Annotated in this window: 15 protein-coding genes; 3 read left to right on the plus strand and 12 right to left on the minus strand. The window is 60.1% G+C overall.

What is annotated here, in order from left to right:
* Positions 1-96 precede the first annotated feature (96 nt).
* The 5 genes from ACODTY_RS03885 to ACODTY_RS03905 all read right to left on the minus strand — a co-directional run bounded on the left by ACODTY_RS03885 (position 97) and on the right by ACODTY_RS03905 (position 5,968).
* Positions 97-1,611 carry a sugar ABC transporter ATP-binding protein gene (locus ACODTY_RS03885; protein WP_488992977.1) on the minus strand — a complete coding sequence of 505 codons (1,515 nt, stop codon included), beginning with the start codon at positions 1,609-1,611 and terminating at the stop codon, positions 97-99.
* A 213-nt stretch (positions 1,612-1,824) separates the two neighbouring features.
* The gene (locus ACODTY_RS03890; protein WP_488992978.1) at positions 1,825-2,817 is read right to left on the minus strand and encodes a sugar ABC transporter substrate-binding protein; all 993 of its coding nucleotides are present in this window, start codon (positions 2,815-2,817) and stop codon (positions 1,825-1,827) included.
* Positions 2,818-2,890: 73 nt separating this feature from the next.
* Positions 2,891-3,505: a glucose-6-phosphate isomerase family protein gene (locus ACODTY_RS03895; protein ID WP_488992979.1), complete on the minus strand. Its 615-nt coding sequence runs from the start codon at positions 3,503-3,505 to the stop codon at positions 2,891-2,893.
* A gap of 388 nt (positions 3,506-3,893) precedes the next feature.
* Positions 3,894-4,466: a UbiX family flavin prenyltransferase gene (locus ACODTY_RS03900; RefSeq protein WP_488992980.1), complete on the minus strand. Its 573-nt coding sequence runs from the start codon at positions 4,464-4,466 to the stop codon at positions 3,894-3,896.
* Positions 4,451-5,968, minus strand: coding sequence for a UbiD family decarboxylase (locus ACODTY_RS03905; RefSeq protein ID WP_488992981.1), 1,518 nt, complete (start codon positions 5,966-5,968; stop codon positions 4,451-4,453). The genes ACODTY_RS03900 and ACODTY_RS03905 overlap by 16 nt, the downstream gene beginning before the upstream one ends.
* 207 nt (positions 5,969-6,175) lie before the next feature.
* Between ACODTY_RS03905 and ubiT the strand changes: the two genes are divergently transcribed.
* The 3 genes from ubiT to ubiV are packed head-to-tail and all read left to right on the plus strand — an operon-like array spanning position 6,176 to position 8,616.
* Positions 6,176-6,718, plus strand: coding sequence for a ubiquinone anaerobic biosynthesis accessory factor UbiT (ubiT, locus tag ACODTY_RS03910; RefSeq protein ID WP_488992982.1), 543 nt, complete (start codon positions 6,176-6,178; stop codon positions 6,716-6,718).
* A 7-nt stretch (positions 6,719-6,725) separates the two neighbouring features.
* Positions 6,726-7,709 carry a ubiquinone anaerobic biosynthesis protein UbiU gene (gene ubiU, locus ACODTY_RS03915; protein WP_488993163.1) on the plus strand — a complete coding sequence of 328 codons (984 nt, stop codon included), beginning with the start codon at positions 6,726-6,728 and terminating at the stop codon, positions 7,707-7,709.
* Between the two features lie 4 nt (positions 7,710-7,713).
* Positions 7,714-8,616: a ubiquinone anaerobic biosynthesis protein UbiV gene (ubiV, locus tag ACODTY_RS03920; RefSeq protein ID WP_488992983.1), complete on the plus strand. Its 903-nt coding sequence runs from the start codon at positions 7,714-7,716 to the stop codon at positions 8,614-8,616.
* A gap of 19 nt (positions 8,617-8,635) precedes the next feature.
* Here the strand turns inward: ubiV and ACODTY_RS03925 are convergent, their stop codons facing one another.
* The 7 genes from ACODTY_RS03925 to cyoE all read right to left on the minus strand — a co-directional run bounded on the left by ACODTY_RS03925 (position 8,636) and on the right by cyoE (position 14,719).
* Complete coding sequence (locus tag ACODTY_RS03925) at positions 8,636-9,070, minus strand: hypothetical protein (RefSeq protein ID WP_488992984.1); 435 nt, start codon at positions 9,068-9,070, stop codon at positions 8,636-8,638.
* Positions 9,071-9,214: 144 nt separating this feature from the next.
* Positions 9,215-10,378 carry a cytochrome P450 gene (locus ACODTY_RS03930; RefSeq protein ID WP_488992985.1) on the minus strand — a complete coding sequence of 388 codons (1,164 nt, stop codon included), beginning with the start codon at positions 10,376-10,378 and terminating at the stop codon, positions 9,215-9,217.
* Positions 10,379-10,506: 128 nt separating this feature from the next.
* Positions 10,507-10,911: a bacteriohemerythrin gene (locus ACODTY_RS03935; protein ID WP_488992986.1), complete on the minus strand. Its 405-nt coding sequence runs from the start codon at positions 10,909-10,911 to the stop codon at positions 10,507-10,509.
* Positions 10,912-10,933: 22 nt separating this feature from the next.
* Positions 10,934-11,434, minus strand: coding sequence for a hypothetical protein (locus ACODTY_RS03940; protein ID WP_488992987.1), 501 nt, complete (start codon positions 11,432-11,434; stop codon positions 10,934-10,936).
* A complete protein-coding gene (locus ACODTY_RS03945) occupies positions 11,431-13,035 on the minus strand; it encodes a cytochrome b N-terminal domain-containing protein (protein ID WP_488992988.1) in 1,605 nt (534 codons plus the stop codon). Before ACODTY_RS03945 ends, ACODTY_RS03940 begins: the two co-directional genes overlap by 4 nt.
* Positions 13,036-13,037: 2 nt before the next feature.
* Entirely contained in the window at positions 13,038-13,850 is an 813-nt protein-coding gene (locus ACODTY_RS03950; RefSeq protein WP_488992989.1) for an SCO family protein, read from the minus strand.
* Between the two features lie 5 nt (positions 13,851-13,855).
* Positions 13,856-14,719, minus strand: coding sequence for a heme o synthase (gene cyoE / locus ACODTY_RS03955; RefSeq protein ID WP_488992990.1), 864 nt, complete (start codon positions 14,717-14,719; stop codon positions 13,856-13,858).
* Between the last annotated feature and the right edge of the window lie 16 nt (positions 14,720-14,735).

Consider the following 14,735-nt stretch of genomic DNA (forward strand, 5'->3'; position numbering starts at 1 on the left):
CTAATCGGGCCGACGCCTGAGTATCCTGCGCCGCATCGACAGTCTTTGCCATCATATATCCTCAACCGTTGTACGCTGTCGCATAAGGCAGCTTCGTCAAGTCGCCGCGGCTAGAACCGCTGCAGCCTCACGGCTTTCATTTTCATCCATGGCAGTTGTGCGGCCGTTCTTGATGACGGTGACGTCATCGCTAATCGCCAGCACTTCATCGAGATCCGACGAGGCGACGATGATTGATGCGCCAGTGTCAGCCAGATTGCGCATGAGCCGGTAGACCCCTGCCCGCGCTCCAACGTCCAGTCCCTGGGTGGGCTCGTCGAACAGGAAGATACGGGCAGCGGAGTGTGCGCCGAGCCACCTGCCAACCGAAACCTTCTGCTTGTTTCCGCCACTCAGATGTTCGACCAGGGTGTGGCTGCCCGGGGCGGCAATGCCGAGTTCGGCAACAACTTCGTTGCCCAGCCTGGTTTCCCGGCTACCAATCGCAAATCTGCGGCTCAGCTTGTTCCAGTAAGGCATCGCAACATTCCACGCGATACTGCGATTGGCCAATAGCGCCTTGGACAGCCTGTCCTCGGGCACAAGTGCCATGCCTGCCCTGATAGCTTCTCGCGGCCCCCACCGGTCGACTTTTCGACCTCGCAGGCTGATCTCGCCGCCAGTTGTCGGATAGAGCCCAAAAATCGCTTCGAGCAATTCGCTTTTGCCGGCACCTACGACACCGAAAATGCCGAGAACACGACCGGAGCGCGCCGCAAGGTCCGCGCTTCGCACCCGACCATCCGCAGTGGACAGATTTTGCACCTCCAGGACTGGTGTGCCCGCGACCGCACCGCCTCGTGGCGGCGCCACGGCCTCAACCTCGTTGCCGATCATGTGCCGAACCAGCGCGTTGGCGTTGGTCGAAATCATTGGCCCGGTCCAAACAAGTTCGCCGTCGCGCAGCACCGTTGCCGTTGAAGCGACGGAAAAAATCTCGCTCAGATAGTGCGAGATGAACAGGACGCCGATGCCGCTTTCGGCCAATTGGCGGATGATCGACAACAGATGATCGACATCCGGTTGCGGCAACGCGGCGGTCGGCTCATCGAGGACCAGCAATCGTGGCCGCAGCGCAAGCGCCCGGACAATTTCGGCAAGCTTTCGCTTGGCCGGATCAAGCGCCCGCACCTCATGGTGCAAATCCAGATCGAGGTGAAACTCGGCAAGAACCTCTTCAACCTCGCGGCGCATACGCTTGCGGTCCAACAGTCCAAAGCGCGTTTTCTCCCGTCCAAGGAAGACATTCTCCGGGACGGTGAAACCGGGATTGAGACTGCCTTCCTGGCTGACATAGGCGACGCGGCGGCTGACCGCAGCGTCCGGATCTCCGACCCGCAAGGGCTCGCCATCTACCAGAAGCCGACCGGAATCGGGGCGCTCGGCACCGGCAATGATCTTGACCAAGGTTGATTTGCCGGCACCGTTTTGGCCCAGCAGCGCATGCACTTCGCCTTTTCGGACCGTCAGATTGACGTTGTTGAGCGCGCGGACCGGGCCAAACTGCTTGCAAATGTCTTCGGCCCGGAAAATAGCATCGGAGGCGCCAAAGTCTGTTTCCACTGTGCTCATACCAAAGTGTCCACGGCTGTTGGTCGGCTAGTGTACCGTATCGTGCGAAGGTAATCTCGGCATCGAAAACCAAAGCGCGTTGCGATCTTTTGTGGTCGCCCTGCACGCTTTGGTTCTGCCGACGCGCACGCCTCCGAAACGGGCTCCCGTTTCGGGAGACGTGCAGTTCCGTTCTCTATGCGGAACAACCCAGCTTCGCTCTTGTCGAAGAGGTCATTCACATGCCTTCCACGGCAGTTCGCCTTCGGCCGGCACGTTCTGGGCCGTGATCAGGCAGGTGGGCAGGTAAACCTGTTTGACCGGTATGACGGTATCCGGATCCTTCCCGTTGACGACGATGTCGGAGATGTACTGGCCCGTTTGAGAACCCATCTTCTCGAAAGGCTGCGCAACCGTTGCCACGAAGGGACCGCCGTCGCGAATGTATTTCATCGCAGCCGTGTTTCCGTCGATGCCAACCACGAAGGCATTCTTCAGTCCGGCCTCCTTGATCGCGTCTGCAGCAGCCATCGCCGGTTCATCCCACCCCGCAAACACGCCGTTGATCTCATCGCCGAAGCGGGTGATGAAATCCTCCATCGCATTCTTGGAATCGGCGTAGAAATTGGTGACATCGATCTGATGGTCGGCAAGAACCTTGATGCCGGGGGCCTCGCCCATGACGACGTCGAATTCCTTGCCGCGCTTGCGCACGCCGTGGTGTGAGTTTTCCTTGAACGCGATCACGCCGCCTTTTCCACCCAGGCGATCGGCCATATAGGCGTTGATGATCGCGCCCATGGCGAAGTTGTTGGCGGTAATGTCGACGACCACGCCAGGCGTCCATCCGGCATCGATGGTGAACACCGGGATCTTGGCCGCGCTTGCACTGTCAAGCGACGCCTGTGAGGCACGCATGTCAACCATCGACAGGATGATTACCGAAGAACCGCGCTGAACCGCATTTTCAAGGAGTTCAGCGGCTGTGGCCGGCGACCCTTTGCCGTCGGATACGTCGACGGTCCAGTTCAGATTGTTTTCCTTGATGTAGCTGTTGAAGCCATCGAGAGCCCGGTGGTCGGCCTGCGCCGCCGCCTTGGACAAGATCCATGAAACCTTCAGCGGTTCGTCCGCAGAGGCCGGACCGGAACCGGTAGCAAGCACCGCCGGTAGCAATGTGAGAGTTGTTGCGAACGCGATTGCTGTGGTTATTTTCTTATACATCATTCTTCCTCCCTATTATTATTGAATTGCTGCATGGGTTCACTGGCCTCTGACTGCTCAGGACCAGTTTGTGCGGTCAGATATCCTTGGCATCTATGACTTGCGGGCGACCGTTGCGCTCGACGACCCGTTTAAGAAAGCCGCCTTCGCGAATGACGCGGTCGTAGTCATGGCCTCCATCCGCCGGCCAGTATTTGAAGTAGGCGAATGGGTCATTGCCGACATTGACGGTCCGCTGCGCCCAGCCTGCGGCACAATAGACGATCGTACCCGGCGCCATGGGTACCTCCATGGTGTCGCCATCAACGTTCTGCATCAGCATGTAACCGGTGCCGGCGACTGCCAGATAGACCTTCACCGCAGCATCATCGACCTGGTAGTGGCCCTTGCTCATGAAATATTCGTCGCCAACCTTGCCCGGAAAAACCACGGTGACGCTGGTGTGCAGTTCGCCTCGCGTTTCCGGCGCCAATATCTCGTCGGCACGATAGATCAGCGGATCGGATTGGTTCAGCAATTCCTGCTCCGCGGCGCGGTCAGCATAGCGCCCCGCCATGTCGCTGAGGCGGCACGTGACAACGTGCGACGGCGGCCACAGAGCACCCGACCTCAAATCGAGTGTTGCCGCCCACGGCACACTCAGTACCGGGCTCGTACTGTCCTTTGACGCCAGAACAGGTTCGCTTCGCATCAGCACGCCTCCGTATATGGGACTTATTTTGTCCCGATAGGTATTAAATATGTCCCATTGACGCGACACGTATCAGCAGCCTTGACGCACGTCAAGTGCTCTTCACCGATCAAGTTCCATCGAAGAACCGGTTTTGGGAAACTAGGCTGGTCGAACAAAGCAATTTATTCGGGCCGTGCGCGTGGTCAGAAGTTTACCGAACTGTTGGACGTCCGAAGCGACTGCAATGGATGTGCCGGGCAGGTGTAGCCGGCTGTTCGATTTCAAGATGGCACAGACGTAGAAATCGGGCAGGTTGAAAGCCAATTCGAGGATCGCATTTTGCGGGTGGAGAGAGCCAACCAGTTAGTCCTTTTCGTCCGTAAGAGAACAATCCGTCTTTGCTTCGTCAGGATAAGCCTTCCCACCGCGTCATCTGCCCGGCAGGGTCGATGCCTGCCCAATTTATCAGCCGGGCTACAATTTCGCGGACTAGATCCTCCATCGACGCAGGACGCGTGTAGAATGGCGACACGGGCGGAGCGATAGTCGCACCCATTCGGCATAGTTTCAGCATGGCTTCAAGGTGGCCTTCATGAAGAGGCGCTTCACGCGGCGCCACGACCAGTCGCCGCCGCTCTTTCAGCACAACATCGGCTGCTCTTGTCAGAAGGCTGTCGCCCACGCCATAGGCGATAGTCGCGAGGCTCCGCATCGAGCATGGCACCACGATCATACCTTCGGTGCGAAACGAACCGCTGGCTATCGGAGCCGCCAGATTGCGAAAGGAGTGGACTTGATCGGCTGCCGCCCTTAGCCGGGCAATTCCATCGCTGCCAAGCTCATGATCAATGGTCAGTTGTGCGCTTTGCGAAATGACCAGATGCGTTTCCACTCCCGCACCGGCAAGCTGCAAAAGCGTCTCCAGGGCCAGCGCCGAGCCCGACGCCCCTGTGACGCCAACGATCAGGCGCTTGCGCATGATGCCTCCACCGAGCCCGCCGGAAAGAACTCCGCCCAGCGCTCCTCGACCTGTCGGGTGATAGCTGCATCCATATCCAGCCTGACGCCCCATTCGCGGCTGGTTTCTGCGCCGATCTTGCGCGTCGCGTCGAAGCCGATTTTCCCGCCGAGACCTTCAAGCGGCGAGGCAAAGTCGAGTTGATCGATGGTCGTGCGGTCAGCCAGGAGGACGTCGCGCGAAGGGTCCATGCGCGTTGCAAGCGCCCACATCACGTCTTGCCATGAACGGATGTCGATGTCGTCGTCCACCACGACGATCATCTTGGTCATTGAGAATTGCGGCAGCAGCGACCAGAAACCCATCATGACGCGCCGCGCCTGCCCTGCATACTTCTTGCTGATCGAGATCACCGCCATCCTGTAGGAACACGCTTCGGGCGGCAGCCACAGGTCAACGATTTCGGGTATCTGCTGGCGCACCAGCGGCTTGAATACGTCGAGAAGTGCGGTGCCCATGACTGATGGCTCGTCGGGCGCACGACCCGTAAAGGTGGTCAGATAATTCGCATTCTCACGCATTCGTACCCGCAAGAGTTTGAATACCGGGTACTGTTCGGGCGCGTTGTAGTAACCGGTATGGTCGCCAAATGGCCCTTCAAGTGCTGTCTCCGTGGGCGAAACCAGACCCTCAAGCACGATCTCCGCACTGGTTGGTACATTGAGTTCGATACTGGCACAGGGGGTAAGCCCCACCCGTCGGTTGCCGATAATGCCTGAGAGGGCAAGTTCCGATACGCCTTCAGGCGCCGGCATCACCGAGGCAAGCAAAGTTGCAGGATCTGCCCCTATGACTATCGCCAAAGGCATTTCCCTGCCGACAGCTTTCCACATGCGGTGATGAGCTGCGCCGCCGCGCATAGGAAGCCAGCGCACGATGGCGCGGTCGCGGCCTATAACCTGCATGCGGTAGACACCCAGATTGTAGGTGCTCGGGTCGTCTTCGCCCGGTGGGCGGCTCACCACGACCGGCCATGTGATGAGAGGCCCGGCATCACCCGGCCAGCATGTCTGGATCGGCAAGAGCGAGAAGTCCGGATCGACTGCCCGCCAGTCCTTTGGCGCGCTAATAATCTTGGGTCTAGCCTGAAGCGCATTGAGCGCGGCGGGCAGAAGCAGGCGAGCTTGGCTGAAGTTGCGTGGCGGCTGCGGCGAGCGCATCCATGAAAGCAGTGCGCCAAGGTCTTCAAGCCCTTCCGGCTCAGTACCCAGCCCCCAGGCGACACGCTCTTTGGTGCCAAACAGGTTCGCTACCACTGGTAGCCCGGACAGGCGCGCGTTGGAGCCAAGTGGTCGTGTGAAACGAAGAGCTGGACCATTAGCGGAGATCACCCTGCGGTGAAGCTCCGTAACTTCAAGCCGCATCGAAACAGGCGCTGTAACCGTACTCAATGCTTGCCTGCCCTCCAGATAGGACAGGAACGAGCCGAGAGTTGGAAAATGTGGAAGTCTGCGCTGATACATGAACAATCCGGCGGCAGTTGATCCACCGACAGCGACACCTTGCCACCGCAAAGGCATGCTGACGTTGAGGACGCGCAAAGAAACGTCGCCCTTTTGCAAACTACTTAGTCGGATAATTAAAATACTGGTTTCTTTTTGTTGCGGCGCAAACTCGAATCCAGCCGCTCAATTTAGGTTGCCTCGGCATAGCGGCAGGAGGCATCGAGAGTGACAAAAGACGACGCGAGTTTGCCAGGCTTCATCCGGCGTCTCTTGCCGTCTTTTTCCGGTCAGCCTCTTGGACCGCTGCTGACGATGTCGCTGCGATCGCTGGCACGGCGCAGGCCGCAGGCGTTTGAGCGACTGGGCGAACATCGCAAGGCCCACTTCCTCATCGACCCGACTGATCTGCCTTTCGCTTTCTCGGTCACCCCGGATGGACCTGCCTCCGTCGTGCAGGCAACCGGCAAAAGCGCAGGCAGCGACGTCATCATTCGCGGCCCGATATTGATGCTGCTTGGCATCCTGGACGGGACGTTGGATGGCGACGCCCTGTTCTTCCATCGCTCGATCTCCGTCAGCGGGCGAACTGAAGCCGTGGTTGCGCTGCGAAATGCCATCGAGGATGCGGAGCTGCGCCCCTCGGATATGCTGGGTATCGGCGGCAAGCTTGCACAGATCGCCGACACTGGCATCCTTGGCGGGCTTGCGTTTGCCAGGCGGGTCGTGGCCGGCGCAAAAATTGAGCAGGGACACGTCCATGAACGGTAGCACGCGCATGGAACTGGTCTGCCCCGCCGGCACTCCCGCGACTTTGCGTGCCGCCGTTCAGGCTGGCGCAGATGCGGTTTACTGCGGATTTCGCGACGAGACGAACGCCCGCAACTTCCCGGGTCTCAACTTCTCGGAGCACGAACTTGCCGAGGGAATACGCTTTGTCCACGATCACGGCAAAAAGGTGCTGGTCGCCATCAACACCTTCGCACGCGCCGGAGATACGGAGCCTTGGCGAAGGGCCGCCGACACTGCCGCACAATGCCACGCCGACGCGGTGATTGCGGCCGATATCGCGGTGCTCGATCACATGGCCCAAAACCATCCAAAGACCCGTCTTCACTTGTCCGTACAAGCTGCGGCGGCAACGCCGGAATCGATCCAGTTCTACGCAGAGGCTTTTGGCGTTCGGCGCGTCGTGCTGCCGCGCGTGCTGTCCGTGCAGGAGATCGGCGCACTCAACCGGGCAATAAACGTTGAAACCGAAGCCTTTGTTTTCGGAGGCCTGTGCGTGATGATCGAAGGCCGTTGCTACTTGTCGTCTTATGCCGCAGGCAAATCTCCAAATCTCAATGGGGTCTGCTCTCCACCGGAAATGGTGAATTATGTCGAAGACAAAAGCGGTACGGCTGCCAGGCTGGCCGATTTCACCATAGATCGCTACGAGCCCGATGAGCCGGCGGGTTACCCGACCCTATGCAAAGGTAGGTTCAGTGCCGGTGGCAAGACCGGTTACCTGTTCGAGGATCCGGTCAGCCTCAATGCCGGCAGCATGCTCGTATCGCTCAAGACGGCAGGCGTCACAGCCCTCAAGATCGAAGGACGCCAGCGCGGCAAAGGCTACGTAACTGAAGTGGTACGTGCCTTCAGGAAGGCGGTCGATATAGCCGAGAGCGGCGGTGATGCGATCGAGATCGACAGCATTCTTGCAAGCATGTCCGAAGGTGGTCGCCAGACAACCGGCGCCTATCGCAAGGCCTGGAGATAGATTCATGCAGCCAGTCGCCTTAACCTTGGGGCCGCTCTTTTTCCACTGGCCGGCGGACAAGCTGAAAAGCTTCTATTTCCGCATCGCAGATGAAGCGCCCGTGCAGCGCGTCCACGTCGGCGAAGTCGTCTGCGGCAAGCGCATGCCGTTTTCCGACCCGGCCTGGCCCGACATCATCGAAAGGCTGGAACGTGGCGGCAAGGAGGTCGTTCTGTCCACTTTGGCAGTTCCCGCCACGACACGCGAACGCCGTGCGGTTCAGGAATTGTGCACGGACGAGCGACTGGTCGAGATCAACGACATCACCGCAATTCCCGCCCGTTCCGGCAGGGCATTTGTGACGGGCCCGTTTCTCAACGTCTACAACGAGGCGACGGCGCGCTTTCTAATCCGGCATGGGGCGACCACGATCTGCCCTCCCGTAGAGCTTTCGCTGACGACGGTCGGCACGATCGCGGCGGCATGCCCCGAAGCCGATTTCGAGATGTTTGCTTTCGGGCGATTGCCGCTGGCGCTTTCCGGCCGCTGCTATCATGCACGCCTCCATGGGCTGCATAAGGATTCGTGCCAGTTCACCTGTGAGAAGGACCCCGATGGTCTTGTGGTCGATACCCTCGACGACCAGGCATTCCTCGCCATCAATGGCGTCCAGACACTGTCGGCCCAGGTGCATGCCGTGGTGGACCATGCGGATATGCTTACCGGCCACCACGTACGCCGCCTGCGGCTCTCACCGCATGACTGCGACATGGTGGAAGTAGCGAGAATCTATCAGTCGCTGGCCGAGGGAAAGTCGGCTCCTGACGAAGCGCGCTTCCTGCTAAGCTGCATGAACCTGCCGGGCATTCTCGTGGACGGCTACTACCGAGGCGAAGCAGGTGCCAGCCGCGCGATTGCAGCGGAGTAACGCCGGGACGTGAACCGCTTTATGCAGCGAGAGAAGCGCCTTGGGGCGCTTTTCGGCTGTCGGTCAATATCTCCGCAAAATTGGTACGGTTGGCGCAGAAATCCCGATAGCTGCTGGCAAAACCCGATGTCATCAGTTCGTGCTTGCACCGGCTTCGATGCGGGCATGTCACGCAACTCCTTTGCATGTCCTGATACCACGCCGCGTGGCGGGAACTGAGCTGGCCCTGTTCAAGGTTGAGTGCGCGCATCGCGCCAGAGAGAAGGTCTTGCGAAGCAAATGCCTGCCGCATCGAACTTCCAAATTCAAACGGCGTCAGGTTCCAGTCCCGCAAGGTGCGAGCCCTGTCTTCCGGCGCAATCTTTTCGAATTCACGAAGCGACGCAGCCCTTGCCATCCAGTCCTTGACGTAGACGACGGTAAATTTCGTTGCTGTCCGGATTGCGTTGATCATATGCCAACCTCCCTTTGAGCGGGTCTCGAGCGCTTCGCTGTCGCAAGCACAAGAAGATGCCGGTTGGTCATGGGTAGAACAAACGCCACCGGGGTTCGTTGAGCCGGAACAAAAAGATTGGACACAGCTTTCGAAGCAGAAACTTCAAGATATCCGTGCAATCAGCGAGGAAAATCCGCTGGCTGGATAGACTGCGATCTCCGGGGCGCGGTCGGGAACAAGCGCGATTTGCCGGGTGGCTTTCAGCAACTCCTCCATCACGACCCGCAGTTCCAGCCGCGCAAGCTGCGCGCCGGGACATACATGGATGCCTCGGCCATAGAGAAGGTTTTGTGCCGGATCGCGATCCAGGCGGAATTCATCGGGGTCACCGAAAACCGCTTCATCGCGATTTGCCGATGCCCACATCAGCGTTACACGTTGCCCTGCCTCGATCTTGCGCCCGCCAATATCCACCTCCGTGGTCGTCACACGTCGATTGGAGATCAATGGCGCGTGAATCCGCAATATTTCATCTATGGCGGCAGGCAGAAGATGTGAGTTTTCCCTAAGTTGCTGCTGGAGATCGGCTTTCTCCGCAAGGTAGTGAGCCAGAATTCCCACGCATGCGGTGATCGTACCCAATTCGCCGACAGTCCAGTTGCGCAGGACGCTGACGATCTCCTCATGATTGAGCAACCTGCCATCGATCTTTTGCCGTAGCAGTTCCGTCGTGATGTCCTCCGGCGCCTTGCTTTCCGCATCGAGCCGCTCTTCCAGCAACTCGCTGATATAGTCGTCGAACTCCAGCGCTATGGCCGCCATCGCCTTGGTATCCTTCGCCAAGGTGGCCCGATGGTTCTTGCGGACCCATAAGAGCAGCGGCTCATGCAACCTCGCCGGCCAACCGAGAAAGGCGCACTGAATCTGAACCGCAAAAAGTTGCGCAAGCTGCGTCACCAGGTCGATCTCCGCGCCCCTTTCCAGGTTCGCCACGAGGTCGGCACTGATGGTCCGGCACAACGGCTCAAAGGACTCGACGCGCGAAGGGTCGAAATGCTGTTCGATCAATCGCCGGTATGCAGTATGCGCAGGCGGGTCCATGCCGCTGGGCACGGAAAGGTGTGTTGAGACAACATTCGAAAATGTATGATGATCGTCCAGGGCGCGCACCACGTCCTCGTGCCTGAACAGCGACCAGCCGAGGTAGTCGCTGTACGCAACCGGGCAGCGGCGGCGCACTCTGTCGTAGGCCTCGATCTGATCGGAAAGCACCTCGGACGACCGAGGATCCCATTCCGGGGGTGGCTTGTCCGACGTCCGGCGCATGGCAGTCCTTTGTTGAGGGTTCCCGCGCCGGCCAGAGCCTTGGCGCACATAAACTTTCACTATGCTGCAGCCGGGGTCAGGTCTTTGAGCGGGCTCAAACACATCCGCGCGTACGCCCCTTGGGAACGCTAGTGATCGTGCGTGCCAAGACGATGATGAAGCCGCGCATCATGGGTCTTGAAATGCTGGGTGAACCAGTCATCGAGGCGTTTTGAAAGCTCACGAGAACTCGCCACCGGATCGGCTTCATAGCCGTCCATGATATCGCGGATGTCCTCCAGAAGCTGCTCGTGCGCCTGCTTGTGCTCATCCAATTGGTCGTACCGATGTTCGCGCATGAATTTCTCTTCGAGCGCGAAATGAGCGGAGATGCCGCGGAAAATCTCGCCGAGAAACGCGGCCACGTCAGGTTCTTCCGCGCCCGCGACCAGTTTCTCGTGCAATTCATTGATGAGGTCGATCAACTCGCGGTGTTCATGGTCTACCGCTTCGACGCCAACACTATAGTGGCTTTTCCATTCGATCAGGCCCATCGCACGCTCCCTTTTTCTGGTGTCAGTGGAATACGAAGCCGCCGGCGTTGCTGCGGAAATCAATGACGCGGTTTGCACCGGGTTCGATCCGGATCGTCCGTTCACCGACCCAGGTGAAATCACCTTCCAACCGCTCGCTCATGCGTATTGCGACATCGTAGCTGCCTGCCGGCAGCATGAAGCGTTGGTGGACCCGCGACGGCCCGTCGCCCGCAATCCCCGAGGGCGGCACTTCAGCCTCGTACATACGCTTGCCGTCGATATCGAATTCCACCCGGATCGACGGCCGGTCGCGCGGACAGATTTCCGGCCGGCGCATATTTGGCGGCATCTTGGCAAGTTCCTCTGGCGTTGCCTTGCGGCAAGATGCGCGACGGTCGGCGCCGTGGCTGAAAGAGAGGGTAAGCACCCCAGTCCCTTCGGGCAGATTGCGGTAGGAAGGCCAATTCGAAAGAGCCGCCACACCCAGGAAGACGAGCGTCAATACGGCCATGCGAGCCAGCATCTTGATGGCGTTCTTCATCCTTCCGCCTCCAGGCGAGGCTTATCCTCTTCTGCCGTCATCAGCGGAGGCGTAACTGTCCGCGGACCGGAGAGGCTTGCAGCGAACGCCTCCTTCTCAGTCTTGTAGCGTCCGCCTTCGAAGGGAGACGCCCATATCGTGGCAAGCCGCTCACGCGGAACGCGCTTGCGTAAATAGGGGTCGCGCGCGCCTGCAAAGCGCTGCTTTGTCCACTCGACGCCGAGGCGGTTGTAGCAGGTGCTCTCACTGCATCCGGCGACGACTATGCCGTCGGCGAGGTCCTTGCTCAGGACGAAATCGATCAGCGACGGCGGCACCATGGCCACGCACGGGAAAGTGACGACGCCGCCAATATCCGCTCCACCCGCGCCATGTTCACAGGCAAACACCATAACGCGATGCTCGCCCTTCAGCTCCGTGGCGGCGGCGATCACGCTCTCACGCACTTCGCCAAGCGGCTGGCCAGGCAAGTCGATGCCCGTCTTGAGGTCCTGCACGCGGCGGAACGGCGTCGAGGATGGACAGGACCCCATGCAGATACCGCAAGAGACGCAAAGATCTTCATTGACCTCGGCCTGGTGCGGAAACGGCTCGCCATCGGTGCGCGGCACAAGCCGGATTGCCTCGTAAGGGCAGTCTTCTACGCAGCGGTTGCAGCCGTTGCAGTTGGGCAGGTCCACTTCGGCTGCGGGCGCCCGTCGGAAAGGCGGCAACCACGGCATGGCGGCGAGCATGATGGAGACCCCTACGAGCAACGCCCACAGGCCCCATTCGCCCCAAACCTCGGCCAGCGGATAGAGAGGGAGGAACAGCCAGTCCAAGCCGAGCTCAACCGGCACGCGCGTCAGGTCGGCTGGTCCTTGGCTTAGCGCCGGTTTCCACAGCGAGACGGCCAAAAGCGCTACGAGAACGAGGGCCGCAAGAAGCCGCGGCGGATTAACCTTCGGCCGTGAGATGCGCTGGATATGGATCCACATGCCGAGCAGGAGGATGAGCGGCACGGCGATATGCAGGAACACCAGCAGCGAGAAGAAGCGGCTGCTCAGATGCTCCGGGGTCAGGAAATTACGGGCCAACGGCTCGCCGAATATCGGGAAGATGTCGAGCAGCTTTGCCGACACCAGCGCCACATATTGCGCCAGCATGTCCCACACCAGCCAGTACCCTGTGATGCCGGAAATGTAGAGGAACCAGATCAGCGGGATGCCGGTGAACCAGGAAAACCAGCGCGTGCCGCGATAGCGGTCGAGCGAAAACTCTCGCAGCAGATGCACGGCAACGCTTACCACCATCAAGTCGGAAGCGTAGCGATGGAAGCTGCGCATTACCCCCGCATGATACCATTGCGGGCCGCTGATCCATTCGACCGAGGAATAGGCATCGACAATGCCGGTATCGAAGAAGATGAAAAGATAGATGCCGCTGACCGCGACGATCCAGAACAGGAAAAAGGAGATTGCGCCGATCTGCGCCAGCGGGTTGAGCGCCGGCGAGAACAGCCGCTCCGCCCCACGCTCCAGAACATCGAAGCCTCGCCGCAAGCCGGCCTTGAGCAGGCGCAGAGGCAGCCAGTCGTTGGCGCTCTTCCGGCTCGCTGTCACGGTCAGGCCCTCGCCTGCTCTGCGCGCCGGTTGCCAAGCCACATGCGCACGATGACCCACGCCATCAGCACAAGTGAGAGAGCGCCGGCGGCCATGCCCATGTAGATGCCGTAGTCGGTGCGATAGCGACCCGACTTCGGATCATAGACGGTGCAGAGGAAGCGCAGCCGGTCGACCAGCGCCGTCGGCGTGAAAGAGGCGGCGCTCGTGCCGAAGACCAGCTCCTTCAAGGGCTCGACCAAGACGGGAAGCGGAAAGTCGTCGCCGTAGACCTGGCGATAGACGCGACCGTCAGCGTCGAGGATCGTCGTTTGCGTAACATGGTCGAAACCACCGGCGACCCCCGCATAGCTGAAGCCCACCTGATCCAGCAGGGCCTCAAGCACCGCCGGTGAAGCGCTAGCGACTTGCCAGAGCGGATCGCCATCGATGCTGTGATCCACGGCGAAAGCATGCATACGCTGCGGGGTGTCGTTGCGCGCATCAAAGCCGAGCGTCAGTACGGCGAAGGACCCGTTGCCCAACGCCTTGCGCGCCTTCGCCACGGAGATCTTCAGCGTCTCGGTGCCGGTCGGGCAGACTGTGCTGCAGCTTGTGTAGATCAAGCTCAGCACCAGCGGCTTTCCCCTGAGTTCCGACAGCATCAATGGACGACCGTCAGAACGCAGCAATCGGTGGTCGCCGGTCACTGTTCCTATCGCTGCCTCGCTTCGTTCAAGCGCCTCAGCGGGATCGATGCGGGTGGCCGCCAAAACCGCACCGGTTGCCAGAAAGCCAAGCAGCAAAGCTGCAACGCCCACCGCACGCAAAGGCATGAAAATCATTCCACCAGTGCCGACAGGAAGATGCCGCTCACCAGCAACAGAAGCTGCACCAGTGAAGCGAGGAAGTTGGCTATTGCTGTTTTGCGCGACGGCGCACGGTGGAGCCGCCAGCTCTTCCACAAGAACCAACCTCCCCCAGCCGCCGCGAACACGCCGTAGATCCAACCCATGCCGAACCAGAGCGGAACGAGCGACAACACAAAAAGAGTGGCCGTGTAGCTCAGGATCGCGGTTGTCCATTCCCGTTGCGGCGCGACGACCGGCAGCATCGGAACGCCTGCAGCGGCGTAATCGTCGGCCTTGGCGGCGGCTAGGCTCCAAAAATGTGGAGGCGTCCACAGGAACAGAACGACGGCGAGAATGCTTGGAACCCATTGTGGGGCGGGATCGATTGCTGCGGCGCCGGCCAGGACGGCAAACGACCCCGCCAATCCACCAACGACAATGTTCCATGTCGTGCGACGCTTCAACCAGACGGTATAGAAGAGCCCGTAGGTGATCGCACCCAGAAAGACATAGAGCGCTGCCACGCCACCTGACGACGCCCAAGCAAGCATGATCGAGGCACCGAGCAACGCAGCGAACGTCACCGGCCAGACCAGACCGGGCTTGAGTTGCCCGCTTGCGAACGGACGCCCGGCGGTGCGCACCATCATCCGGTCGCTGTCGCGCTCATAGTAGTGGTTGAACGCCCCCGCGGCACCCGCCGCGCCAAGCACGGCCAGCGTAAGCGCCGCGATCTGGGCAAGCGAGGCCGGCTCGCCCGCGGTAGCAGCGAGGCCGGCAAGCGCGCTCGCTGCGATGGCAACGCCTATCCTCAGTTTGAGGAGAGTGACAACAATCCTTGCGGCGGCAAGCATGCCTGATCCCTCCAGT

The organism is Mesorhizobium sp. FG116, assembly GCF_057809835.1.